This window comes from Pasteurella sp. XG20, assembly GCF_018968665.1.
In the GTDB taxonomy this organism is placed as follows: domain Bacteria; phylum Pseudomonadota; class Gammaproteobacteria; order Enterobacterales; family Pasteurellaceae; genus Pasteurella; species Pasteurella multocida.
In genome coordinates this window covers 1,082,358-1,106,707 of the sequence record NZ_CP076656.1, presented here as the reverse complement: position 1 = coordinate 1,106,707, position 24,350 = coordinate 1,082,358, and the positions used below count along the sequence as shown (strand labels likewise).

Below are 24,350 nucleotides of genomic sequence, written 5' to 3'. Positions count from 1 at the left end.
TATGTCAGCATTATTGAATTTCTTTTATTTGTACGATCCTTGGTTAGCGCATGTTTTTCGCATGGCCTTTTTTAGCGGTGTGATTGCCTGTGTGGTGTTAGCTTATCGGGTATATCAAAAACAGTTACCACAAGGTATTTTGCTTCCGCTAGACAGTATTGGCGTGATTCTTGCGTTGATTTTATTGAGTCTCATACCGACGCTGATAAACGGGACAAACGAGTTTGCTGTCGCCAAAATGTATGTCAAAACTTTGTTACTGTTTTTGTTTGGAGTGGCGATTTATCATGTATTTTATTGCCATCATCAAGGCAAAACACAGTTGATACGTGATTTAAAAATCGGGATTGTGGTACAAACCGTCGTGGGTATCGTTGCACTTATGGGCGTGGCTTTTATGATTGATTTTGCGTTATCAACGAATACGCTATTACCTCGCTTTTATCAGTCAGAGCAAGAATACCGTTTATACAATCTCACTTCTTCCGCGTTTTTCCAGCTCAGTATTTTCTATTTGATGCTGTTACATTTTTTATTGGCCTATAATGTAAAAACGAATCAAATATCGCCAATATTTGTGTTTTTATTGCTGTTTATTGGCTTAATTTCAGGCCGAACCTTCTTTATGTTGTCTGTTGTTAGTATTTTGATTTATTTTAAATGGCGTTATTTACCAGTCTTGTTCTTGTTTGCTGGTCTTGTGTTGTTCTTCGCCCTGAATTTCCCACAACATAAATATGTCGCACATGCGTTAGAACCAGTGATTAATTTACTGTCACATCAAGATGTAGCAAGAATCAGTTCATCGAGTGAGAATTTGATCAAAAATCATTTATTTATCCCAACAGTTAAACAATTCTTAATAGGCGATGGTTACTATTACACGCCAGACGGCAAATATTATGGCGGTACAGATTCAGGTTTTATTCGTCAAGTCTTGTATGGTGGCATAGGTTATTTAGTAGTGTGTTTTTTGTTTACTGTCTATTTCGTCAAACGTGTGGCGGATAATTGGTTTGACGGTAGTTGGCGCTTTATGCTGTCCACCGTATTTATTTTAAGTGTATTACATGTTAAAGCTGACACCTATGCCTTTCCCGGTATTATGCTGGTTTTACTGATGTTTTTATCTTTATTTGGCACGACGGGAAAATACCGTATTTTCTGTCAAACACGGGAGGTGGCATAATGTTTAGTATTATTGTGCCGTCTTACAATCGAAAAGCGGAAATCCCTGCGTTGTTGGAAAGTTTGCATCAGCAAACCGTAACGCATTTTGAAGTGATTATTGTCGATGATTGTTCCCGTGAACCGGTTGAGCTCAATCAAGAATATGCTTTCCCTTGCACAGTCATCCGCAATCCGCAAAATTTAGGGGCGGCAGAAAGTCGTAATGTGGGGGCAAGACAAGCACGTTATGACTGGTTGCTTTTTTTAGATGATGATGATCGGTTTTTAGCGGAAAAATGTGCTGTTTTAGCTCAAGCTATCGCTCAGCATCCGGAAGTGAACTTTATCTATCATCCAGCATACTGTGTGATGGTTAATGAAGGGTTTACTTACCAGACCCACCCTTATGCAGACCCTGCGTTATTAACCTTAGAGAATTTGCTCCGTGCCAATAAAATTGGTGGGATGCCGATGATTGCGGTGAAAAAATCGCTTTTTTTAAAAGTTGGCGGGTTATCTTCTTATTTAAGGGCATTGGAAGACTATGAATTTTTGTTAAAGCTGGTGTCTGATGAGGATTTCCAACCTTTATATGTGGAGCAAGCATTGACACGTTGTACTTTTCATACTAAACGTGCCAGTGTATCCACCAATACTTCACATACGGAACAGGCGATTGAAGAAATTAAAGCACGTTATGTTAAAACGACACAACAAGCACAAGCGTTTGAGTTAAATGCGTTATATATGCTGGCGTATCCATATATGATGAATTTATCACGGGGTGCTGCACGTTATTACGCCGGCATGTTTCGCAAAAGTGGGCAACTTAAATATGGCATATTGGCGTTACTCACTTGTCTTTCGCCTAAATTGGTTATTCAGATGAAAAGGTTTATTTAATGAAATTTTCTGTTTTGATGTCTTTGTATGTGAAAGAAAATCCCTTGTATTTAAGGGAATGTTTCGAGAGCTTACAACAGCAAACTTTACCCGCAGATGAAATTGTATTAGTGTTTGACGGTCCGGTCAGTGAAGAATTAGAAGCGGTTGTACAGCAGTTTGAAATGCGCTTACCGATTAAAACAGTGAAATTGACACAAAATCGTGGCTTGGGTAAGGCGTTAAATGAAGGCTTATTGCATTGTTCTTATGATTGGGTATTTCGCATGGACACCGATGATATTTGTGTGCCGACTCGTTTTGAAAAACAGGTAGGCTATATCCAGCAACATCCCGATGTAATCATTGTGGGTGGACAAATTGCCGAATTTGGGCAGTCGCTTGATGAGATTGTCAGTTATCGAAACGTGCCACTTAGCAAAGCCGATATTGTGCAATTTACCCGAAAGCGCTGTCCATTTAATCATATGACAGTGGCTTATCAAAAACAGGCTGTCTTAGCTTGTGGTGGTTATGAAGATCTGCAAGAAGATTATTATTTGTGGATTAAATTAGTGGCAAGTGGTCACAATGTGGCGAACTTACCTGATATTTTGGTTTATGCTCGTGTCGGAAATGGCATGGTGGGGCGTCGCCGGGGGCTTGCTCAAGCACAAGCGGAATGGCGCTTATTTAAGTTGAAATATCGCGTAAAGTTACAGGGTATGTTATCAGGCTTATTCACCTTTTTATTACGGGCATTACCACGCTTATTGCCCACTTCATTGTTACGTATCATTTATCAATTTTTAAGAAAGTAGGACAGGTATTGTGTTAGTTAAATCATGGTTTCGCCTCAGTGCATTATTGATGAGCCTTATCTTAGTTGGTTGTGCAAATAAGCCGCCTATTACGCCATTAGCGGCAGGAAGCCAATTCCAAAAAGCGCGTCAGGTAGAAAACTTTTCAGATTATGTGCTCTTTTTAAAACGCAAAGCGCGTGCTGAAGGCGTCTCTGAGCAAACGCTCAATGATCATAATGATATCCAGTATATTTCCAGAGCGATTGAGCTTGATAGACAACAAGCAGGTCGTGTTCAAAAACGTGATCCTAATGCGCCCGTTCGTTCTAATCCACATGGCACAACGCATTATCTTAATCGGGTGTTAACACAACGTAAAGTGGATGTGGCGACCTCACGTTATTGGGAACAACAAGCCCAATTAGAAAAGGCAAGTCAACGTTTTGGTGTGCAAAAAGAATACCTCATGTCTTTATGGGGTATGGAAAGCAGTTTTGGGCATTATCAAGGGCAATATGATGTACTGTCTGTATTGGCTACTTTAGCTTTTGAAGGACGCCGAGAAAGCTTGTTTAGCCGTGAATTTGTTTCTGCCATGAAAATGTTAGAACGTCGTGATATCCCTCGCCAGAAAATGTTAGGCTCATGGGCGGGAGCGATGGGACAAACTCAATTTATGCCAAGTTCTTATTTACGCTATGCCGCCGATGGTAATCACGACGGCGAAAAAGACATTTGGAAAAATCACGATGATGTGTTTGCCTCAATTGCCAGTTATTTGAGTACAGTGGGTTGGGATAAACAATTACCATGGGGGGTAGAAGTGCAGTTGACCAAACCTCTCGATATCGCCTTGTCTGGTATTGAGCATCAGAAAAAACGCCCCTTAACAGCTTGGCAACATTTAGGCGTCGCACTCAAGTCAAATAGCCTTCAAAATCAAGAAAAGCTGAGTGCACTTTCTGGTGCAGATTTATGGCTTGTGCAACCTGATCGTGAAGTAGGGCGCGCCTTTTTAGTGTCAAATAATTACCGCACATTACTCGATTGGAATCGCTCAAATTATTTTGCGGTGAGTATTGGCATGTTTGCTGATCGCATTAAACATCAGTTAGGTTTGTAACGCGATTGATGTAAAACGATTGCCTCCCCGTCATCATTTGCTTTGATGTGTTGATTTTTGAGTGAAAAAACAATGCATCAAGGCTTTTCTTTTGTTAAAATTCGGTGGAAAAACACCTCTCATTTTATCCTGTTTTTCAGCATTTCATTTTCATCATCACTTAGGAATCATAATGGAAAATCAATCTTTTCTTCATCGTTTTTTTAAATTGACTGAGAAAAAAACAACCTTAAAAACAGAAATTATTGCCGGTATCACCACCTTTTTTACTATGGTGTATATTGTTTTTGTTAACCCGTCTATTTTGGGCGACGCAGGCATGGATAAACAAGTCGTATTTGTCACGACCTGTTTAATTGCCGCATTGGGTACTATTGCTATGGGATTGTTTAGCAATCTTCCTATTGCACTCGCACCCGCCATGGGCTTAAATGCATTTTTTGCTTATGTTGTTGTGGGAAAATTAGGCTATTCTTGGCAAATTGGTATGGGTACTATTTTTTGGGGATCGCTCGGTCTATTGGTATTAACTATTTTCCAAATTCGTTATTGGCTCATGGCATCGATTCCGTTGGGATTGCGTGTGGGAATTGGTGCAGGAATTGGTTTATTCATTGCTCTGATTGGTTTTAAAAATATGGGACTGGTGATCGCTAACCCTGTCACATTAGTTGCATTAGGTCATTTACATGATCCTAAAGTCCTTCTCGGTATTTTAGGTTTCTTTATTATCGTGGTCTTAGCTGCACGTAATATTTATTCTGGTGTGTTAGTGTCGATTGCGGTTGTGACCGGTTTAGCCTTTTTTATTGACCCTAATGTGACATTTAATGGGATCATGTCTATGCCACCAAGTTTAAGTACGGTCGTTGGTAAAGTGGATATTGCGGGAGCATTAGATACAGCGTTACTGGGCATTATTTTCTCTTTCTTGCTGGTCAATTTATTTGACTCATCAGGCACATTACTCGGTGTAACCGATAAAGCGGGCTTTAGTGATGAACGTGGGCGTTTCCCTAAAATGAAACAAGCGCTTTATGTGGATAGTGTAAGTGCTGTAGCAGGGTCTTATATGGGGACTTCCGCCATCAGTACTTATATTGAAAGTGGCGCCGGTGTGTCAGTCGGAGGACGTACCGGATTAACTGCAATTACCGTTGGCGTATTATTTTTATTAACCATTTTCTTTTCGCCTTTAGCCAGTGTGGTGCCAGCTTATGCTACAGCAGGGGCATTGGTGTATGTTGGAATTTTAATGGCATCTAGCCTGATTCGTGTTAAATGGGAAGATTTAACAGAAGCGACGCCTGCTTTTATTACGGCTGCCATGATGCCGTTTACCTATTCGATTACAGAAGGGATTGCATTTGGTTTTATTAGCTATTGTGTCATGAAAGCCTGTACCGGTCGTGTGAAAGAAATCAATGCGCCAGTTTGGGTGGTATCTTTACTGTTTTTGATTAAATTTATTTGGGTAGGTTAATGATGAAAAAATTCCTTTTTATTATTAGTGCTGCCCCTTATGGCAATGAAAATTTTTTTAGTGCCTTACGTTTAGCCTTACAGTTACAAGAGCAACACAAAAGTGCGGTTGAGATTAAATTATTTTTAATGTCCGATGCGGTAACTGGAGGTCTGGCAAAACAAAATCCAGCAGAAGGCTACCATTTACAACAAGCGTTGGAAATTCTCACAGCACAAGGTGCACAAGTGAAGTTGTGTAAAACTTGTACTAATACGAGGGGGATCTCGGAACTCCCTTTAGCCGAAGGAGTAGAAATTGGTACCTTATCTGAGCTTGCAGATTGGACCTTTGCGGCGGATAACGTCTTAAACTTTTAAGTGAAAAAGTGCGGTAAACTAGACCGCACTTTTCTTATCTTTGATTGATAGCGAGAAAATATGATGGATACAGCTGTTCTCAACCCCGTAACTCTACCGTTAAATAAAGTGTGTTTGATTGAAGCTTCCGCAGGGACAGGGAAAACTTATACGATTGGTTCGCTTTATTTGCGCTTATTATTGCAAGCCGGGGAAAACAGCTTTTCCCAGCCGTTAACGGTTGAACAGATTTTAGTGGTCACTTTCACGGAAGCCGCGACGGAAGAACTGAAAGGGCGAATTCGAGAGCGTATTCATCAAGCCAAAAAAGCCTTGATCGCGTATCAAGAGCAAGGTGAACAAGCCTTGCAAGATGATCCTTTTCTGTTAGCATGTCTTGCTTCAATTTCCGATCTTGATCTAGCGATTCAACGTTTAACTATCGCAGAACAGACCATGGATCTTGCGGCGATTTATACGATTCATGGTTTTTGTCGTCGTATGTTGATGCAATATGCCTTTCATTCGCGAGTTCATTTCAATCTTACTTTAAACAAAGATGAAACAGCGTTACTTGAGCGTTTGTTTAAAGCGTTTTGGCGTGAACATTTTTATTCACAGCCGTTTTTGGTTGCCAATTATATTCACCAAACGCTAGGTTCCCCCCAAGCAGTATTTTCTGAGCTACGCCAATATATTGCACAAGATTTACAGGTTGAACCGGCATATCAAGCGTGGCTGGCGATGCCATTGCAAGATTTTTTACAACAACATATCGCACCACAACAACAAAATATCCAGCGATTAAAACAACAATGGCTTGCACAGGAAGCAGAAATTCAAGCATTGATATTGGCGGAGTTAGAGAAAACCTATCCGAAAGGGGAAAAGAAAAGACTCAAACGTACCACTTTTAAAAAGCCAAATGTCCTCAATTGGTTTAAGGTCATTCATGAGTGGGCAACCTCGCCATTGGTCAGTGGATTAAATGATAAGTTAAGTAAATATTTTAGCCAAAGTGCGTTAAATACTTACGCAGAAGAAGGGGCAACACCGTTGAGCCATCCTGTTTTTGCGTTAGTCGAAGAAGTCAATGCACAACTTGACGTTCAGCCTTTTTACGCGAAATTATTACGCTATTATTATTTACGTGGTGTGCAACAGACCTTGATTGCGTATAAAGCGCAGCATACAGAGAAAAATTTTGACGATTTATTGCGTTTGTTACGTGACGCACTTTATTCAGCGCAAGGCGAAGAACTTGCACAGTTTATTCGCGTGCAGTATCCCTTTGCGATGATCGATGAGTTCCAAGACACCGATGCTCAGCAATATCACATTTTCTCCAAGATTTACTTGCACCAACAAACCACAGAAAATGGTTTCATTATGATTGGCGATCCTAAGCAGGCCATTTACAAATTCCGTGGTGCGGATATTTTCACTTATTTTCAAGCGGCTGAACAAGCGGATGCACGATTTACATTAGGCACGAACTGGCGTTCGGAACAACGTTTAGTGAATGCCGTCAACAGTTTATTTCAGTTTGAACAAGGCTTACCTTTTTTATATCCGCAAATTCAATTTCTGCCTGTCGCAGCTTGCCAAAATAAACCAACATTCTGGTTAAATGGGCAACAAGAACCTCCATTCCGTTGTTATGTGGGGGATGTTGGGGTTGCCAAAAAAGCCAGTGGGAACCTGACTTCAGCCCAAAAGCAAACGTTAGCGACGATTTGTGCTCGTTCGATTCAACAGTGGTTACAAAGTGCGGTTCAACATGACGCAATTTTTTATTCTGCCGAGGCAAAACAAGAGGAAGAAAAAAGACAACCTTTGCGCGCGGAAAAAATTGCAGTGTTGGTAAAAGATTGGAAAGAAGCGTCATTTGTCAGCGAGGCGTTACAAAAAGTAGGTATTGCGTCGGTTTATTTATCGGATAAAAGTAACGTATTTGATTGCCATGAGGCTCAAGAATTAGCCTTGATTTTAACCGCATGTTTACATCCTTTTAGTGAGCGCAATATTTTAAACGCCATTGCGACGCGTATTTTTGCCTTAACCACACGTGAAATCAGTGAGATTAAACAAGATGAGCAACGTTGGACACAGGTCGTTGAGCGATTTGTGAATTACCAACGGATTTGGCAATGGCAAGGGATTTTAGTGATGTTACATCGCCTTTTCCTAGATGAAAAAATCATGGAAAAATTGTTAAGTCAAGTAGGCGGTGAGCGTCAAACAACGGATTTATTGCATCTTGCCGAATTGTTGCAAGAAGCGAGTACTTTGAATGAAAGTGCGGCGAGTTTATTGCGCTGGTTTGAGAAGCAAATTCAAGGTGAAAATCGCCAAGAAGAGCAACAAATTCGCTTGGAAAGTGAGCGTCAGCTTGTCAAAATTGTGACGATCCATAAGTCGAAAGGGTTGGAATATGATTTAGTCTGGTTGCCATTTATTGCGGATGCACCAAAACCGAATCGCGCGTTGCTTGATACTTATTACCATCACGAAAAACGACAGGTACTTTGGGATCTCAACGAAACACATCAAACTGAGATTGAACAAGAACAACGTGCGGAAGCTATGCGTTTGTTTTATGTTGCCTTAACTCGCGCAAAATACCAAGTTGTTATGGCGCTACCTGAAACCTTTGTCAGTCATTGGAATTGCTTACAATATGTGTTAACCCAAGGCGCAATGACACAAACTGATGTCCGTGCGGCACTGACTGCATTCCAGCAACGTGTTGTCTATCCCGATGTTAAGATTCAGGTGGAGGAATTTGAGGCATTACCGATTCATCTGAGCACTAGCATAAAAGAGAATAGCGCGGATCAGGTGCTACAATGTGCAGAATTTCATGGTAATATTGAACGTAATTGGCAAGTGACTAGCTTTAGCGCGATCAGTGCATTGCATGAAAAAACAATGCAGTTACTTACACAGGCAGAAGAAGAAAAAACGCCGGATGTGTCATTCTTGCTCGATCATAAAGATTATGATGTTTCGTTAGGACGCAATGTTGCACTCGCACCTGTGGCGGAGATGGCGGGGTATAGCAAAGGCTATACGCCTTTTGATTTTCCAGCAGGTACAATGGTTGGTAAAGTACTGCATCGTTATTTTGAAAAGTTCCCTTTAGATCAACCCGTGGACAGGGCAGCGGTGGCTCAAATGTGTCAGGCGTTGCAATTAGAGGAGACATGGCTTGAACCCTTGCAGACATGGTTCACAACCATTTTAAACACGCCATTATTACGCGAACACCCAGTAACTTTATCTGCTCTCAGTGCACAGGATTGCATAAAAGAAATGGAATTTTATTTGAAATTTGAACATGAATTTCAAGCACATAAATTTAATCAGTTGTTACAAAAATACCGTTTTATTTCAGCACCATTACAATTACACACCCTTAAACAAGGTATAAAAGGGTTGTTGCGTGGCTTTATTGATCTGGTTTTCCGCTATGATGGACAGTATTATCTGTTGGATTATAAATCGAATAAATTGGGAACTTCTCCTTCGGACTATGCACCTGCGCATTTACAGCAGGTCATGCTGGAACAACATTATGACTGGCAGTATTTATTTTATACTTTGGCGCTACATCGTTATTTAACCTTGCGTGATCCTCATTATCAGTATGCAACCCATTTTGGTGGTGTCTTGTACACCTTTTTACGTGGCATGAATGGAAAGGATCAACAGGGGATCTCTTTTCATAAGCCAGATGCTAATTTGATTCAAGAATTAGAGGAGCTTTTTTAATGCTTGCTACCTTAAAAGAATTAAAACAACACAAGGTGATCAGTGAAGGAGATTACTACTTTGCGCAATTGATCGCGGGTAAGCAACCAGATGAACTGTCGCGGGAACAGAAAAATTTAGCCATATTGCTTGCCGCACTTTGTAGTTACAGCTATCAACAAGGCAATACTTGCTTATTTCTAGAGAAAGGGCTGGAATCTAATTATTTTAATTTGGCTTATCGAACAGCAGAGCAGCATTATCTCCATATTATTCAAGAAAAAATTGCTTTTCTACCGATTGAATGTTGGCAATCAAGCTTGGCGGATCATATAGCGTTTACAGCAACGCCGCTGGAAAAAGTCGCCCCTTTAGTGTTTCAGTTTAATGCGCTTTATTTTTATCGTATCTGGCAAGATGAATACCGAGTTGCTCATTATCTTCAACGTGCAGTACAGCGGGGGGCTGAGACAGCGCCTATTGCTTATGAGCAAATCAACGCGATCTTAATGCACTATTTTCCTGCGGTACAGCAAATAGAAGGGGTGAATTGGCAAAAAGTAGCAGTAGCGACCGCGTTAAAACAACCATTTTGTTTGATTACAGGTGGTCCAGGAACAGGGAAAACCACTACTGTCGCACGTTTACTCTTGGCGTTACAGACACTTTCTGCGTGTCAGCTTAAGATTAAGTTAGTTGCACCTACAGGCAAAGCGGCAGCACGCTTGACGGAGTCAATTAATGGTGCGTTAACGCGTTTAGCACAAGAAAATATGGCGATCAGTGCCGATTTAATTGCCTCTATTCCGACTACAGCACAGACCTTACATCGTTTATTGGGCATACGTTTTTTTGAAGAAACACCCACCTTTCATCCAAACAATCCATTGCCATTGGATGTGTTGGTGGTCGATGAGGCGTCTATGATTGACTTGCCATTAATGGCGAAATTATTACAGGCACTCAAACCGAATACCAAATTAATTTTGCTTGGAGATGAAAATCAATTGTCTCCTGTGGAAGCAGGGGAAATGTTGGGAGCGTTGTCTGAATTTTCTCAACACGCCTATAGTCCTACGTTAACCCAGTATTTAAAAGCAGTGGCGGATATTGAGTTAATTTCGTCAGATCAAGGTTCCCCGTTGCGTGATCATTTATGCCGTTTGCATCATAGTCATCGTTTTTCGGGGGATTCTGGGATTGGACAATTAGCGCAGGCGATTAATCAAGGCAATGTTGAGGTAAGTTGGAACGCATTTACCCATTTTAATGATATCGAAATGGTGGATTTTGATCAGGTTACCTTATTAAAAGGAGATAACCCGAGTTTATATAGCCAAGCGTGTGTAGCGTTAGTGGTAAAAAGTGCGGTTGAAAAATACACAGATTATTTAGTGAAACTGAAAGCATTACAACAACAGTCACCTATACTGAATGAACAACAAGTGGGAGAAATTTTTGTCTTGTTTAATGCGGTTCGTTTCTTAACAGCATTACGCGTTGGGGAGCTAGGGGTAGAACAGCTAAATCAGAAAATCGCGCAACGCTTACAACAAAAAGGCTTACTTGATTTTAAACACGAACGCGATTGGTATTTAGGTAAACCAATTATGATCCAGCAAAATGATCGCCATATTGGCTTATATAATGGCGACATTGGCTTATTTTTAGGACAAGGTAAAGTCTGGTTTGAGCAGGGACAAGGGCATTATAAAACTGTGCTCGCTAGCCGTGTGCCAAACTATGAGACCGCGTTTGTGATGACGGTACATAAATCACAAGGGTCTGAGTTTGCACACACGTGTTTAGTATTACCGACCGAACCTAACCCGATTTTATCACGTGAATTGATTTATACAGGCGTGACACGTGCGAAACAGCAATTAACCGTTTTTTCAAGTGCCGAAATTTGGAAAAGTGCGGTGAAAAATCCAGTAAAAAGACAAAGTGGCTTGAACCAATTGTTAGTTGAATTATTTAACAAATCTGATTAGAGTAAACTATTTCATGTAAATTAAAAGGAGTAAAAAAATGGAACTCTATGTTTATGATCATTGCCCTTATTGTGTCCGTGCGATGATGATTTTTGGCTTAAAGAACATACCCTTCAAAAAACATGTTCTGTTAAATGATGATGAAGAAACCCCAATTCGTTTAGTGGGAAAAAAAGTGGTGCCTATTTTAGTGAAAGAAGACGGTACTGCCATGCCAGAAAGCTTAGATATTGTGAAATACATTGACGCACATTATGGGGAAGCAATTTTACAGACAGCGGTTCGTCCAGAAATTGAGGCATTGTTAGCGGAAATCACGAGTTATTCTAATTATTTATTGATGCCACGTTTCGTAAAACTGGACTTGGCGGAATTTGCTACGCAAAGTGCGATTGATTATTTCACCAAAAAGAAAACCGACTATGTGGGTGATTTTACGCAACATTTCAATAATACGCCGACTTATCTTGCACGTTTAACACAAGATCTTGAAAAATTATCTGCGCTCGTAATGGGGGAAACTTCATTAAATCAGCATTTGTCATTCGAAGATATTTTAGTTTTTCCGTTGCTGAGAAACTTAACTTGTGTCAAAGGACTTCGTTTTCCTGCGCGCTTAGAAAAGTATATCAAACGTTTGTCCGAATTGAGTAAAGTTGAACTTTACACCTCACAGGCAATTTAATTGGTTAAAAAGGTTGCAATTTTCGCCAAAAATTTTATTCTTGTTGATGAGAATTTCGTCTCATGGGAACTTTATAAGAAGGAGAACAATATGGCATTAGGTTGGTATGAACTGAAATTGGCAAAAGATGGTCAATTTATGTTTAATTTAAAAGCTGCAAATAGCCAAGTGATTTTAACTAGCGAACTTTATCGTTCACGCTCTGCCGCTGAAAATGGCATTGCATCGGTCCAAAAAAATGGTCTTGATGAAAAAAATTTTGAAGTCCGTGTTGCAAAAAACGATAAGCCTTATTTCGTTTTAAAAGCAAAAAATCATCAAGAAATTGGTCGTAGTCAATATTATTCCTCGTCCGTCTCTGCTAAAAAAGGGATTGTGTCAGTGACCAAAAATGCCGCTTCAACAGTCATTAAAGATTTGACAAGCGAAGCATAAGCCAATCAAACCGTTTGTGGTGAATCCGTAAGTCGCAGACGGTTTTCTTTTTTCCTTTCTCTTGCTTTTTCTGTGGCAAAATTTAACAAAAAGTAGTCGCTTTTCCTTTTTTTCTCGAGTATAATCTTGCGACCCTGTGAATGTACTGGATTTCCCACCAGACATTATTTTATCGAGATCACACTCGAAGGGGTGCTTGATTAAGATTCATGGTTGTGTTTATGGGTGAATAAACAACATAAACACTGGGTATTAATATTATTTTATTGGTAATTAATTAATGAAAACTTTTGTAGCAAAGCCAGAAACGGTTAAACGCGACTGGTATGTAGTAGATGCGACAGGTAAAACTTTAGGTCGTTTAGCGACTGAATTAGCACGTCGCCTTCGTGGTAAACATAAAGCGGAATACACGCCACACGTTGATACGGGTGATTACATCATCGTCATTAACGCAGAGAAAGTTGCTGTAACCGGTAACAAAGAAAGCGATAAACTTTACCACTGGCACACTGGCTATGTAGGTGGCATCAAACAAGCGACTTTCAAAGAAATGATCGCACGCCGTCCTGAAGCAGTGATTGAAATTGCGGTAAAAGGTATGTTGCCAAAAGGTCCATTAGGTCGCGCAATGTATCGTAAATTGAAAGTGTATGCAGGTTCTGAACATAACCACGCTGCACAGCAACCACAAGTTTTAGATATTTAATCACGAGGTTTAGGATATGGCAGAGAATCAAAACTACGGCACAGGTCGCCGCAAAAGCTCTTCAGCTCGTGTATTTATTAAACCGGGCAGTGGTAAAATCACTATCAACCAACGTGATTTAGACGTGTATTTCGGTCGTGAAACAGCACGTATGATCGTTCGTCAACCGTTAGAGTTGGTTGAAATGACTGAAAAATTAGACCTATACGTTACTGTTAAAGGTGGCGGTATTTCTGGTCAAGCGGGTGCAATCCGTCACGGTATCACTCGTGCATTAATCGAATATGATGAGAGTTTACGCTCTGTATTACGCGCAGCTGGTTTCGTTACTCGCGATGCACGTCAAGTTGAACGTAAAAAAGTGGGTTTACGCAAAGCGCGTCGTCGTCCACAATTCTCAAAACGTTAATTTTTCTTTTACGTTTTATATTCAGATTGCAAGCCCAAAAGGCTTGCAATTTTTTTATCTCAATAAAATTTACGAGAATCTTTGGAAATCAGTGGGCGATTTGTGGTAGAATAAATGCCCATTTTTTATATAAAATCATGCCAGAATCAGGCAAAGTTTAATAAATTTTAATTCATTTTAGAGCTGTCGGAGGAATAGATGACAAGCGCTGCAAATAAACGTTCAATAATGACACTTTTTTCAGATAAAACAGATATTTATTGCCACCAAGTAAGGATTGTTTTGGCTGAAAAGGGTGTTGCTTATGAAACGGAAGTTGTAGATCCTCAAGTCGTATCAGAAGATTTAATGGAATTAAATCCGTATGGCACGTTGCCGACATTAGTTGATCGTGATTTAGTGTTATTTAATTCACGTATTATTATGGAATATCTTGATGAGCGTTTCCCTCATCCACCTTTGATGCCTGTTTATCCAGTGGCACGTGGGAAAAGCCGTTTATTAATGTTACGTATTGAGCAAGATTGGTACCCAGTATTAGCAAAAGCTGAAAAAGGCACTGACGCGGAACGTGCTGTCGCATTAAAACAATTAAGAGAAGAGATTTTAGCGATTGCGCCTATTTTCACGCAGATGCCTTATTTTATGAGCGAAGAGTTTAGTTTAGTAGATTGTTATATCGCCCCATTATTATGGCGTATGCAAGAACTGGGTGTGGATTTCAGTGGGGCGGGTAGCAAAGCAATTAAAGCTTACATGGCACGTGTTTTTGAACGTGATTCATTTATGCAATCTTTAGGCGTGTCGGCTCCGAAAAACTTAATGGATGAGAAATAATTCAGTATGCTACATAAATCATCACCAAAGCGTCCTTACTTGTTAAGAGCGTATTATGATTGGTTAGTGGATAATGATTTCACCCCTTATTTAGTGGTGGATGCGACTTATGTTGGTGTGAAAGTCCCTGTGGAATATGTCAAAGATGGGCAAATTGTCCTCAATTTATCTGCGAATGCGACAGGTAATCTGGTACTAAGCAATGAAAGTATTCAGTTTAGCGCGCGTTTTCGTGGTATTTCACAAGATATTTTTATTCCTATGGGGGCTGCGTTAGCCATTTATGCTCGTGAAAATGGTGATGGTGTACTGTTTGAACCTGAAGCGATTTATGATGAGCTCGCAACACAAAATATTGGTGTTGAGCAGCCACTGAGCTTTGTTGAGGCTGTTGATAAACCAAAAACCAGTGAGAATACTCAAAAAAGCACAAACAAAGACAAAACGGCGGAAAAAAAAGCGACTTCTCATTTAAGAATTATTAAATAAGAGAGGTTTTCTTTCTTCATAAAAAAACACGCTTTTACGCGTGTTTTTTTGTTGCGGACGGTTTATTGTGTCATTTTTTTTGCGGCTTTTAAGAAGCCTTGTGCACTTGTGTAGATGTCACTTTTATTCTGTGCCGCTAAAATCATATCCGACATTTCACGAAAGGCCCCTTGTCCACCTTTCAGGCTTAGTACGTGATCAGCGTGCATTTTGATATAAGCCGGCGCATCTTGTACTGCAAAGGCAACACCACAGACGGCAAAAGCAGGCAGATCAACGCTGTCATCACCAATATAAGCCGTTTCTTGCGCACAGACATTGGCTTGTTGTATCAATTCAAGACAGGCGCTTTCTTTTTCCAATTTGCCGAGGAAAAAGTGTTGGATACCTAGATCTGCAATACGTTTGCGTAGAATCGGGGAATCTCGCCCCGAGAGTACTGCGACTTGAATGCCAGATTCCATTAACATTCTGATCCCCAAACCATCACGAACATGAAAGGTTTTGAAAGCTTCACCATGGGCATCGTAATGCAAAGAGCCGTCGGTCAGTACACCGTCGATATCTGTAATCACAAATTTAATTTTTTTGAGTTTTTCCGTTAACATTAGCTTGTAAACTCCACTAGGCCAACCACATTTTGTTGATCATTAATCACCACTAAAGAGTGGATTTTCTTCTCTTTCATAAAGGCTTCAGCTTCAGCTAAATAGGCATCTTGATGAATGGTTTTAGGGTTCGATGTCATTAAATCTTGTGCTGTTTTACGTAAGGTTTCTGCACCATTAGCCGTAAGCGCACGACGAATATCCCCATCAGTGATGATCCCTTTTAATTGATTTTGTTCCATTACTAAAGCAACCCCCATTCGTCCTTCATTCATAATACTCAGACAGTCTGTAAAAGAGGTCTCTAAGCGTGTGACAGGCAGACGCGTCTGCATTTCATCTTTGACGCGACATAATAGACGCCGTCCAAGACTACCGCCTGGATGGAAGCGTGCGAAGTCAGCTGGTTTAAAATCACGCGCTTTAATTAAGGCAACCGCTAAGGCATCGCCTAATGCCATTGTGACCAGCACAGAGGTCGTAGGGGCAAGATTATTAGGGCAGACTTCACGTTCAACACTGATATCTAGGACATAATCAGAGTGTTTGGCGAGGGTTGAATTTGGGTTTCCCGTGAGGGCGATGATTTTATTGCCAAAATTTTTGAGGCTAGGAATGAGTTTATTGACATCATCTGTTTCACCGCTATAAGAAATCAACATGACAATATCAATTGGTTTGAGCATACCTAAGTCACCGTGGAAGGCTTCTGTCGGGTGTAGGAAAAAACTGGGCGTTCCAGTAGAAGCAAAAGTGGCGACCATTTTTTTCCCCACTAACCCCGATTTTCCGATCCCGCCGATCACTAAGCGTCCTTGGCACTGTAAAATTAACTCAACGATTTCGTTAAAGTGGGTATCAAGCCGCTGACCTAAACGTGCCAGTGCTTGTTCTTCGACCGCCAATGTTTCACGTGCGATTTGCAAATAATTCATTTCTGAGTCCTTTATCGACATAAAAACTGGGGGAATTATAACATAAGATTTTCGTTTGATTTTGAGTTTTCCATTTATTTGGAGTAAGAGAATGTTTTGTATCAAGAAAAGCTCAAAAGTGCGGTAGATTTTTGTGGCGTTTCAAATAAGTTCTGTCTTTTGGGGGAGAATTACGTTATACTGCGCGCCTGAGTTGGTCAGACAATCGCTGGTTTATTGAAGCCCTTAACCGTCTTTATGACGACCTAGTGGGACAAATAGACGAGAGGAAAGTCCGAGCTACACAGGGCAGAGTGCCAGGTAACGCCTGGGAGGCGCGAGCCTACGACAAGTGCAACAGAGAGCAGACCGCCAGTTTCGGCTGGTAAGGGTGAAAGGGTGCGGTAAGAGCGCACCGCATGGCTGGCAACAGTACATGGCAGGGTAAACTCCACTCGTAGCAAGACCAAATAGGAATCCAATGAGTGGCCCGCTCAGGATTCGGGTAGGTTGCTTGAGCGTATGTGCGAATGTACGCCTAGAGGAATGATTGTCCGCGACAGAACTCGGCTTATCGACCAACTCAGTACTTTTCTACACCGGTTTTAACTGCACGAATTGTAGCAAAATCCGTTCGCCAGATTTTTTGGTCATCTTCGCTATTTTCCCCCATTACAGCGTTCGCGTGATATGGCATTTCACTTAAACGATAACCTTTTCCAGATAAATGCAATTCGGTAATTCCCGTATTTTTCACTAATAAGGCGGCATTTTGTGCATTGATGCCGGCACCAGCCATAATACGAATACGGTTTGATGCCTGACTGACAAGCTGTTTGATTAACGGTTGTCCTTCTACTGCGCTGGCTTTTTGTCCAGAAGTCAATACGCGTTCGCAACCTAACTGAATTAATTGTTCTAAGCTCGTGACGGGATCGCGACAGAGATCAAAGGCACGATGAAAAGTGACGCCCAATCCTTCTGCTGCCTGTATTAATGTTTCGCAAACCGAAAGGTCAATGTCTGCATGTTTGGTCAATGCACCGATCACAATGCCTTGAGCGCCGAGCTGTTTAGCAAGGCGAATATCCTCGAGCATCATGTTGACTTCTTGCGTACTGAACAAAAAATCTCCTGCTCTTGGTCGGATCATGACATAACAAGGAATGTTAGCAAAATCGACCGCACTTTTTATCAACGAATAGGAGGGCGTAACGCCGCCAACGGAGAGGCAAGCACAAAGTTCTAAACGATCGGCGCCAGCATTTTGCGCAATGTGTACCGATTCAATATTATCAATACAGACTTCGATTTTCATGAGAAGTTATCCAAGATTCTTGTTAATAAAAAAGAGGCAAGTTGCCTCTTTCTTGTTATTTTGCTGAGTAATACCCTGCCATGGCGCTATAAATAGTATTTTCTTGCTGAATAAGTTGATATTTTGCATTTAAAATCGCCAATTTCGCATCATTCTCCGTATTGGCGGCACTTAACCAATCACGTAACGGTGATACGCCTGCATCATAGCGATTTTTGTAATACTGTGTAATGCGTTTGTTATAGGCATCTGCTTTTTGTAGATTCGCTAAATTCGCTTGTGATTGTTGATAGCTGAAATAATGGGTATCAATTTCATTTAATGCCGTGGTGATCGTTTGTTCATAGCTCACTTTGGCGAGTTCATAATTTGCTTCTGAAATTTTGACGTTCCATTTTACCGTATTCCAACTGAGGAAAGGCAGATTAATACTGACGAGTCCACTAGCCATAGGGGTATCTAACGCGGTATCAACTTTCGATCCTGCAGAGGCTAGGTTTGCGCCCAGTGTAATAGTTGGGAACCAACTCTTTTGAACAGCTTTAGCATCTTTGAAGGTGCTGCTTAAACGGTATTGTGCGCTTTTAATATCTGGTCGGTTCGCAATTGTTGAGACAGGCACATTAGTATTCACTCCAAGCGTTTTCACATTTAAAATGCTTGGGAATTTGATATTTAATGCTTCATTTGGTTTTAAATTTAATAAATTACGTAAAGTTTGCTCTGCCACTTTTCGCTGCGTTTGGTAGGTGATCAGCTGGTTACGCGCTCTTAATACGGCTTGCTGTGCTTGATCAGAACTCGCACTGTCTGCTACACCGAGTTTAAAACGATTTTGCATGATAGTATTAATCTGCGTGTAATATTTAATTGTTCCTTCTGTCGCTTGTAGCGCATCATTTAAGAAAGCAATTTGGTAATAGGTTGCGATGAGAGAATTGATGAGCGATAAACGGGCGGCTTCAAGATCTTGGGCGCTCGCTTTGTATGCCCACTCACCAGCCGAAGCCGCATCGGCTAAGCGTCGCCATAAATCCAATGTATAGCTGACATTGATTGAACCACTATGCTGAATCTTGGAAGGTTGACTGTGTTCTATGTTACGTGTTGCACTGGATTCGACTCTGCCACTAAAGGCTGGAACTAAATTTGCACCTAATAAATTGGCTTGATAAAGTGCTTTATTCACATTGATGGCGGCTTTAGCCAAATTTTTATTGTTGTCTAATCCTTGCGTAATCAATGCATTGAGCTGTGTATCATGATATAGCGCCCACCAACTTTCTTGCACAGAATATTGTTTTGTCACCTCTTCATACTGATGAAAGTCTTGTTTGGCGAGTTGATAAGAATCATCCAGATTAGCACAACCAACCAAAGCGGTTGATAAGAGTAAAAAAGTGAGTGGGTTTCGTTTTAACATGATTACAATCCTTAGTTAAAAAATGCGAGTTGCCTTTACCATTTGCGAGAATGGATTATAGCAACTTTTCTCTTTACGTGCTAAAACCTTCATTGCAATTCTTGGTTTGCTCTCGTGTGAAAGAAAGTATGGCAATAATAGGAATTGCACAAAAATATGTTTATTAGCACAAGAGAACAATTGTTTTATGGGAAGGAAAGCGGCGGTTATTTCCTCCATGATATTTTGTTCACTGACTAAGTTTGGCGCTGTTTTTTATTTTTCCCTTCATTTATTCATGCGAGAAGTGGAAAGAAGCGCACGCCAGATTTCTAAATCGCTATTGAGTGAATGAACGTTCGTTCATTTTATCATTAAAATGAAAAATAGGAAGACGAAAGCCACAAGAAAATGCGGCGTATTTTTGTATTCTGGTGGCAAACAGGGTAGAATAGTGAGTATTTTTATAACAAAACCATTATGGAATTCGAGGTCAGAATGAGTCATCCAGTTGAAAATGTTGTCGCAGCTGAAAATACAGAAAAACGTCCCACCAATTTTATTCGTCAAATCATTGATGAAGATTTAGCATCCGGCAAACATACCGGTGTCCAAACACGTTTTCCACCTGAACCCAATGGCTATTTGCATATTGGTCATGCCAAATCAATTTGCTTAAATTTTGGTATCGCTGAAGATTATCAAGGGTTGTGTAATTTACGTTTCGATGATACGAATCCCGTCAAAGAAGATGTGGAATATGTGGATTCGATTAAACAAGATGTAGAATGGTTAGGTTTCAAGTGGGAAGGAGAGCCTCGTTATGCCTCCGACTATTTTGATCAACTCTATGGCTATGCGATTGAGTTAATCGAAAAAGGGTTAGCTTATGTGGATGAACTTTCGCCAGAAGAAATGCGTGAATACCGTGGTACGTTAACGGAACCGGGTAAAAATAGCCCTTATCGTGATCGTTCTATTGAAGAAAACCTCGCGTTATTTGAGAAAATGAAGAACGGAGAAATTGCAGAAGGCAAAGCCTGTTTACGTGCGAAAATTGATATGGCGTCTCCGTTTATTGTCATGCGCGATCCAGTAATTTATCGGATTAAATTTGCGACCCATCACCAAACAGGTGATAAATGGTGCATTTACCCAATGTATGATTTTACTCATTGTATCTCTGATGCTATTGAGCGCATTACTCATTCGCTTTGTACATTGGAATTCCAAGACAATCGCCGTTTGTATGACTGGGTATTAGAAAATATTTCGATTGCGCGTCCATTGCCGCACCAGTATGAATTTTCGCGTTTAAATTTAGAATCGACCCTCACTTCTAAACGTAAATTATTACAACTGGTGAATGAAGGTATTGTCGATGGTTGGAATGACCCACGTATGCCAACGATTTCGGGCTTACGTCGTCGTGGTTATACGCCAGCTTCATTGCGTGAGTTTTGTCGTCGTATTGGCGTCACTAAACAAGATAATATGGTGGAATTCAGTGCACTAGAAGCTTGCATTCGTGAAGACTTAAATGAGAATGCGCCACGAGCAATGGCGGTGATTAATCCACTTAAAATTGTGATTGAGAATTTCAGTGGCAAAGAAATGCTGACTGCACCAAACCACCCTAATCGTGATGAACTAGGTGTACGCGAATTACCCTTTACGCGTGAACTATATATTGATCAAGCGGATTTCCGTGAAGAAGCAAATAAACAATATAAACGCTTAGTGCTTGGTAAAGAAGTGCGTTTACGTAATGCTTATGTGATTAAAGCCGAACGTGTTGAAAAAGATGCAGAGGGGAATATCACAACCGTTTATTGTACTTATGACCCTGACACGCTAGGGAAAAATCCAGCAGATGGACGTAAAGTGAAAGGCGTGATTCAATGGGTGTCTGCGGAAGATTATTTACCTGCTGAATTCCGTCAATATGGGCGTTTATTTACGGTGGCAAACCCAGGAGCCGCAGAGGATATTCACCAAGTACTGAACCCAGATTCATTGGTGATTAAACAAGGTGTGGTGGAGAAGAGTTTAGCCAATGCACAGCCAGAAAAAGCTTACCAATTTGAGCGTGAAGGTTATTATTGTGCAGACAGCAAAGATAGCCGTCCAGATCATTTGGTCTTCAATTTAACCGTGAGTTTAAAAGAAGGCTTCTAATTTTCTTGCCGTTTGAAGAGCGCTTTTTGAAGCGCTCTTTTTTATGGGCAATTTTTTTGTTGATTAAAAAAATAGCATTTTGTTAGAAGTTATCTAATTAATTTGTCTTTTTTTAATGAAAAGATAATAAAAATCCCCATTTTTCGTAAAAAAATAATAGAATACGGCTCTTTGTTAATTTTGCTTTTTAACTCAGGAGGAATAATGAGCATATTTTCTACTTTCGAAACAATAGTAGAACAGGCTTTAACGTGGTTTGTTGAAAAAGTAGATGGTCCATTATGGGACATTACGATAGTGACATTATTAGGTGTTGGTTTATTTTTTACAATCACAACAGGGTTAGTGCAATTACGTTTATTACCACGCAGTTTACGTGAAATGTGGTCAGGTCGAAGTGCAGAAGGCAATTCATTAACGCCATTTCAAGCATTCACGACCGGATTAGCCAGTCGTGTTGGCGTAGGAAATATCGGTGGTGTCGCAACAGCAATTGCGATTGGTGGTGAAGGTGCTGTGTTCTGGATGTGGATCACGGCGCTGATTGGCATGAGTAGTGCATTTGCTGAGTCATCCTTAGCCCAATTATTTAAAGTCAAAGAACCTTGTGGTTTGTACCGTGGCGGTCCAGCCTATTACATTACCAAAGGATTAAAAGCACCGCTCTTGGGAGCAGCATTTGCAGTCAGTTTAATTTTTACATTTGGTTTTGCTTTTAATGCAGTACAAGCGAATGCAATTGTCGAAGCAACCAATAATGCTTGGCATTGGAATGCACAATATGTTGGCTGGGTGTTAGTTGCAATTACAGCATTCATTATTTTCGGTGGCGTAAAACGCATTGGCGCAGTGAGTGCGAAATTAGTCCCCATGATGGCGTTATTTTATCTGATTATTGCTGTGATTATTTTAGGCATGAATATTCATGCGATTCCGATGGTCATTTCACGGATTGTGTCGAGTGCTTTTGATTTCAGTGCTATGGCGGGTGGTATGTTTGGTGCCATTTTTTCTAAAGCCATGCTAATGGGGGTGAAACGTGGATTATTTTCTAATGAAGCAGGGATGGGATCCGCGCCAAATTCCGCTGCCTCGGCGGATGTGAAACATCCTGCGAGTCAAGGCTTAATTCAAATGCTTGGTGTTTTTGTTGATACGATTATTGTATGTACTTGTACTGCAGTCATCATTTTACTTTCGGATAACTATGGCAATGAAACATTAAAAGGCATTTCTTTAACGCAGCATGCGTTACAATATCATGTCGGTGATTTTGGTTTACATTTCTTGGCAGCCATTTTATTTTTGTTTGCGTATTCATCCATTATTGGTAACTATGCGTATGCGGAAAGCAATATCCGTTTTCTACGTAATAAGCCACTCTTTATTTTTATTTTCCGCTTGATGGTTCTCTTTTTTGTGTACTTTGGTGCCATTAATCATGCCAATATCGTGTGGAATTTTGCTGATACAGTCATGGCCATCATGGCGATGATTAACTTGGTGGCGATTGTATTATTATCACCTATCGTTTGGTTAATTCTGAGAGATTATCAACAGCAAATAAAAGCGGGCGTTGAACCGGTATTTAAACTCGAACAACATCCTACTTTGGCAAAGCGTGGTGTCGATAACGATATTTGGTCTTAATGACTTACACGTAAAATTCCTTTATGATTGACCGCACTTTTCAGCAGATGAATTTGAATGAAATTTGTGGCCAATAAATCAAATGAGTGGGAATGAAGTATGGTTAAGATCGTAGAATGTCAGCAACAGCATTTTCGTGCATTATCGTATTCATTATCGCCAGAACAAGCTAAATTTACTGCGCTTCCTTCGGTCTGGTTTGCCGATCTTAATGCAAAAAAGCCTTGGAAAGCCTTCAGCATATTATCCGATGATGAACCTGTTGGCTTTTTTGTGTTAGATCAGGGAGAGGATCGGCAAAAATATTCTGATAATCCTCAAGCTGTTTTATTACGCTCGATGTCAATTCACCCTGATTTTCAGGGACTCGGCATTGCAAAACAAGCCTTATCTCATCAGAGGCTCATGCCTTTATTATTGCACCATTTCCCTAGTAGTCATGAAATTGTACTGGGCGTTAATCATCTTAATCAGCGTGCCTATGCGTTTTATCTTGCTTGTGGTTTCAAACACACACAACGTGAGCTAATGGGGATTCGAGGCAAGCAATATATTTTGTCTTTGGATTTTTCAATATGCAAACACTCTTAATTATCCGCGGGCATTCTGGTTCTGGAAAAAGTACCTTTGCCCTGCAAAAAATGGCTGAGTTTAAGCAAAATTTTACAGAGGGTGTGCTTTTTCATGTTGAAAATGATCATTTTTTGCGAGAGAACGGTGAATACCATTGGACAGTCGAGCGCTTTCAACAAGCTAAACAATTGGCACAACAACAATTAGCTGATGCGTTAAACTATTGTGTTGAAAACCCGCAGCACGATGTTTGTATTGTACTCAGTAACGTAGGTGGGAATGCCAAGGAGATTGAAAAGGTTGTTGCAAGGGCGACAAGTTATGGTTTACACACGGAAGTATATCGCTTACAAAATTTTTTTCCAAATACACATGGTGTTGATGCGCAAGTTGTCTATGAAATGTATTTACACTTATGTGATCAGCCTGTCCAAAACGAGATCTTACTTCCTCCCATTCAACCGATGACAAAAGTAATGTGTCGTGAAATTAAGAAGTTACAGGCTCAAAAAAGAAAAAACCGCTACACCAAGAAGATGTAGCGGGAGGTCTTAACATAAGAAAGTTAAAAAGACGACTGCATTTGCAGTGCACTAG

Annotated in this window: 22 protein-coding genes and 1 other RNA gene; 19 read left to right on the top strand and 4 right to left on the bottom strand. The window is 40.5% G+C overall.

What is annotated here, in order from left to right; all coding sequences use genetic code 11:
- The first annotated feature begins 1 nt into the window (after position 1).
- From KPF51_RS05025 to KPF51_RS04960, 14 genes are all read left to right on the top strand, one after another.
- Positions 2-1,189 (top strand): hypothetical protein, encoded by a 1,188-nt coding sequence (locus KPF51_RS05025; RefSeq protein ID WP_061405996.1) that lies wholly within the window; start codon positions 2-4, stop codon positions 1,187-1,189.
- The gene (locus KPF51_RS05020; RefSeq protein ID WP_014391000.1) at positions 1,189-2,073 is read left to right on the top strand and encodes a glycosyltransferase family 2 protein; all 885 of its coding nucleotides are present in this window, start codon (positions 1,189-1,191) and stop codon (positions 2,071-2,073) included. The genes KPF51_RS05025 and KPF51_RS05020 overlap by 1 nt, the downstream gene beginning before the upstream one ends.
- Positions 2,073-2,873, top strand: coding sequence for a glycosyltransferase (locus KPF51_RS05015; protein ID WP_061405997.1), 801 nt, complete (start codon positions 2,073-2,075; stop codon positions 2,871-2,873). Before KPF51_RS05020 ends, KPF51_RS05015 begins: the two co-directional genes overlap by 1 nt.
- Positions 2,874-2,883: 10 nt before the next feature.
- The gene (locus tag KPF51_RS05010) at positions 2,884-3,978 is read left to right on the top strand and encodes a lytic murein transglycosylase (protein WP_005751391.1); all 1,095 of its coding nucleotides are present in this window, start codon (positions 2,884-2,886) and stop codon (positions 3,976-3,978) included.
- 172 nt (positions 3,979-4,150) lie between these two features.
- On the top strand, positions 4,151-5,461 hold the full coding sequence (locus KPF51_RS05005) for an NCS2 family permease (RefSeq protein WP_005751392.1): 1,311 nt from the start codon (positions 4,151-4,153) through the stop codon (positions 5,459-5,461).
- A 2-nt stretch (positions 5,462-5,463) separates the two neighbouring features.
- Positions 5,464-5,820 (top strand): DsrE/DsrF/TusD sulfur relay family protein, encoded by a 357-nt coding sequence (locus KPF51_RS05000; RefSeq protein WP_005726284.1) that lies wholly within the window; start codon positions 5,464-5,466, stop codon positions 5,818-5,820.
- Between the two features lie 63 nt (positions 5,821-5,883).
- Positions 5,884-9,573, top strand: a complete 3,690-nt coding sequence (gene recB, locus KPF51_RS04995; RefSeq protein WP_005726285.1) for an exodeoxyribonuclease V subunit beta — start codon at positions 5,884-5,886, stop codon at positions 9,571-9,573.
- Complete coding sequence (gene recD, locus KPF51_RS04990) at positions 9,573-11,546, top strand: exodeoxyribonuclease V subunit alpha (RefSeq protein WP_061405998.1); 1,974 nt, start codon at positions 9,573-9,575, stop codon at positions 11,544-11,546. Before recB ends, recD begins: the two co-directional genes overlap by 1 nt.
- A gap of 37 nt (positions 11,547-11,583) precedes the next feature.
- Positions 11,584-12,231, top strand: a complete 648-nt coding sequence (locus tag KPF51_RS04985; protein WP_005726286.1) for a GrxB family glutaredoxin — start codon at positions 11,584-11,586, stop codon at positions 12,229-12,231.
- Between the two features lie 90 nt (positions 12,232-12,321).
- Positions 12,322-12,666 carry a YegP family protein gene (locus KPF51_RS04980; protein ID WP_005726287.1) on the top strand — a complete coding sequence of 115 codons (345 nt, stop codon included), beginning with the start codon at positions 12,322-12,324 and terminating at the stop codon, positions 12,664-12,666.
- Positions 12,667-12,946: 280 nt separating this feature from the next.
- Entirely contained in the window at positions 12,947-13,375 is a 429-nt protein-coding gene (gene rplM, locus KPF51_RS04975; RefSeq protein WP_005726289.1) for a 50S ribosomal protein L13, read from the top strand.
- A 16-nt stretch (positions 13,376-13,391) separates the two neighbouring features.
- Positions 13,392-13,784, top strand: a complete 393-nt coding sequence (rpsI, locus tag KPF51_RS04970; protein WP_005721962.1) for a 30S ribosomal protein S9 — start codon at positions 13,392-13,394, stop codon at positions 13,782-13,784.
- A 198-nt stretch (positions 13,785-13,982) separates the two neighbouring features.
- Positions 13,983-14,621: a stringent starvation protein SspA gene (gene sspA / locus KPF51_RS04965; RefSeq protein WP_005726291.1), complete on the top strand. Its 639-nt coding sequence runs from the start codon at positions 13,983-13,985 to the stop codon at positions 14,619-14,621.
- A 6-nt stretch (positions 14,622-14,627) separates the two neighbouring features.
- The gene (locus KPF51_RS04960) at positions 14,628-15,110 is read left to right on the top strand and encodes a ClpXP protease specificity-enhancing factor (protein WP_061405999.1); all 483 of its coding nucleotides are present in this window, start codon (positions 14,628-14,630) and stop codon (positions 15,108-15,110) included.
- Positions 15,111-15,172: 62 nt separating this feature from the next.
- On the opposite strand, the gene KPF51_RS04955 is transcribed toward KPF51_RS04960, so the two are convergent.
- A complete protein-coding gene (locus KPF51_RS04955; protein ID WP_005726292.1) occupies positions 15,173-15,718 on the bottom strand; it encodes an HAD family hydrolase in 546 nt (181 codons plus the stop codon).
- Entirely contained in the window at positions 15,718-16,653 is a 936-nt protein-coding gene (locus KPF51_RS04950) for a KpsF/GutQ family sugar isomerase (RefSeq protein WP_005726295.1), read from the bottom strand. The genes KPF51_RS04955 and KPF51_RS04950 overlap by 1 nt, the downstream gene beginning before the upstream one ends.
- A 189-nt stretch (positions 16,654-16,842) precedes the next feature.
- Between KPF51_RS04950 and rnpB the strand changes: the two genes are divergently transcribed.
- An RNA gene (gene rnpB, locus KPF51_RS04945) (RNase P RNA component class A) lies at positions 16,843-17,222 on the top strand.
- On the opposite strand, the gene KPF51_RS04940 is transcribed toward rnpB, so the two are convergent.
- Positions 17,216-17,950, bottom strand: coding sequence for a copper homeostasis protein CutC (locus KPF51_RS04940; RefSeq protein WP_005726298.1), 735 nt, complete (start codon positions 17,948-17,950; stop codon positions 17,216-17,218). The two genes, rnpB and KPF51_RS04940, sit on opposite strands and share 7 nt — an antisense overlap.
- 55 nt (positions 17,951-18,005) lie before the next feature.
- The gene (locus KPF51_RS04935) at positions 18,006-19,373 is read right to left on the bottom strand and encodes a TolC family protein (protein ID WP_211599582.1); all 1,368 of its coding nucleotides are present in this window, start codon (positions 19,371-19,373) and stop codon (positions 18,006-18,008) included.
- Positions 19,374-19,850: 477 nt separating this feature from the next.
- On the opposite strand from KPF51_RS04935, the gene glnS reads away from it, so the two are divergent.
- From glnS to KPF51_RS04915, 4 genes are all read left to right on the top strand, one after another.
- Positions 19,851-21,530, top strand: coding sequence for a glutamine--tRNA ligase (glnS, locus tag KPF51_RS04930; protein WP_005726301.1), 1,680 nt, complete (start codon positions 19,851-19,853; stop codon positions 21,528-21,530).
- Between the two features lie 204 nt (positions 21,531-21,734).
- Positions 21,735-23,180 carry a sodium:alanine symporter family protein gene (locus tag KPF51_RS04925; RefSeq protein WP_005726317.1) on the top strand — a complete coding sequence of 482 codons (1,446 nt, stop codon included), beginning with the start codon at positions 21,735-21,737 and terminating at the stop codon, positions 23,178-23,180.
- Between the two features lie 99 nt (positions 23,181-23,279).
- Positions 23,280-23,771 carry a GNAT family N-acetyltransferase gene (locus KPF51_RS04920; protein ID WP_061406000.1) on the top strand — a complete coding sequence of 164 codons (492 nt, stop codon included), beginning with the start codon at positions 23,280-23,282 and terminating at the stop codon, positions 23,769-23,771.
- Positions 23,756-24,295, top strand: coding sequence for a hypothetical protein (locus KPF51_RS04915; RefSeq protein WP_005726321.1), 540 nt, complete (start codon positions 23,756-23,758; stop codon positions 24,293-24,295). The genes KPF51_RS04920 and KPF51_RS04915 overlap by 16 nt, the downstream gene beginning before the upstream one ends.
- The last annotated feature ends 55 nt before the right edge of the window (positions 24,296-24,350 follow it).

What these genes read in the sequence shown, in the direction of transcription:
- KPF51_RS05025 (WP_061405996.1), top strand. Translation starts at nt 2, where the DNA reads ATGTCAGCATTATTGAATTTCTTTTATTTGTACGATCCTTGGTTAGCG.
- KPF51_RS05020 (WP_014391000.1), top strand. Translation starts at nt 1,189, where the DNA reads ATGTTTAGTATTATTGTGCCGTCTTACAATCGAAAAGCGGAAATCCCT.
- KPF51_RS05015 (WP_061405997.1), top strand. Translation starts at nt 2,073, where the DNA reads ATGAAATTTTCTGTTTTGATGTCTTTGTATGTGAAAGAAAATCCCTTG.
- KPF51_RS05005 (WP_005751392.1), top strand. Translation starts at nt 4,151, where the DNA reads ATGGAAAATCAATCTTTTCTTCATCGTTTTTTTAAATTGACTGAGAAA.
- KPF51_RS05000 (WP_005726284.1), top strand. Translation starts at nt 5,464, where the DNA reads ATGAAAAAATTCCTTTTTATTATTAGTGCTGCCCCTTATGGCAATGAA.
- recB (WP_005726285.1), top strand. Translation starts at nt 5,884, where the DNA reads ATGGATACAGCTGTTCTCAACCCCGTAACTCTACCGTTAAATAAAGTG.
- recD (WP_061405998.1), top strand. Translation starts at nt 9,573, where the DNA reads ATGCTTGCTACCTTAAAAGAATTAAAACAACACAAGGTGATCAGTGAA.
- KPF51_RS04985 (WP_005726286.1), top strand. Translation starts at nt 11,584, where the DNA reads ATGGAACTCTATGTTTATGATCATTGCCCTTATTGTGTCCGTGCGATG.
- KPF51_RS04980 (WP_005726287.1), top strand. Translation starts at nt 12,322, where the DNA reads ATGGCATTAGGTTGGTATGAACTGAAATTGGCAAAAGATGGTCAATTT.
- rplM (WP_005726289.1), top strand. Translation starts at nt 12,947, where the DNA reads ATGAAAACTTTTGTAGCAAAGCCAGAAACGGTTAAACGCGACTGGTAT.
- rpsI (WP_005721962.1), top strand. Translation starts at nt 13,392, where the DNA reads ATGGCAGAGAATCAAAACTACGGCACAGGTCGCCGCAAAAGCTCTTCA.
- sspA (WP_005726291.1), top strand. Translation starts at nt 13,983, where the DNA reads ATGACAAGCGCTGCAAATAAACGTTCAATAATGACACTTTTTTCAGAT.
- KPF51_RS04960 (WP_061405999.1), top strand. Translation starts at nt 14,628, where the DNA reads ATGCTACATAAATCATCACCAAAGCGTCCTTACTTGTTAAGAGCGTAT.
- KPF51_RS04955 (WP_005726292.1), bottom strand. Translation starts at nt 15,718, where the DNA reads ATGTTAACGGAAAAACTCAAAAAAATTAAATTTGTGATTACAGATATC.
- KPF51_RS04950 (WP_005726295.1), bottom strand. Translation starts at nt 16,653, where the DNA reads ATGAATTATTTGCAAATCGCACGTGAAACATTGGCGGTCGAAGAACAA.
- KPF51_RS04940 (WP_005726298.1), bottom strand. Translation starts at nt 17,950, where the DNA reads ATGAAAATCGAAGTCTGTATTGATAATATTGAATCGGTACACATTGCG.
- KPF51_RS04935 (WP_211599582.1), bottom strand. Translation starts at nt 19,373, where the DNA reads ATGTTAAAACGAAACCCACTCACTTTTTTACTCTTATCAACCGCTTTG.
- glnS (WP_005726301.1), top strand. Translation starts at nt 19,851, where the DNA reads ATGAGTCATCCAGTTGAAAATGTTGTCGCAGCTGAAAATACAGAAAAA.
- KPF51_RS04925 (WP_005726317.1), top strand. Translation starts at nt 21,735, where the DNA reads ATGAGCATATTTTCTACTTTCGAAACAATAGTAGAACAGGCTTTAACG.
- KPF51_RS04920 (WP_061406000.1), top strand. Translation starts at nt 23,280, where the DNA reads ATGGTTAAGATCGTAGAATGTCAGCAACAGCATTTTCGTGCATTATCG.
- KPF51_RS04915 (WP_005726321.1), top strand. Translation starts at nt 23,756, where the DNA reads ATGCAAACACTCTTAATTATCCGCGGGCATTCTGGTTCTGGAAAAAGT.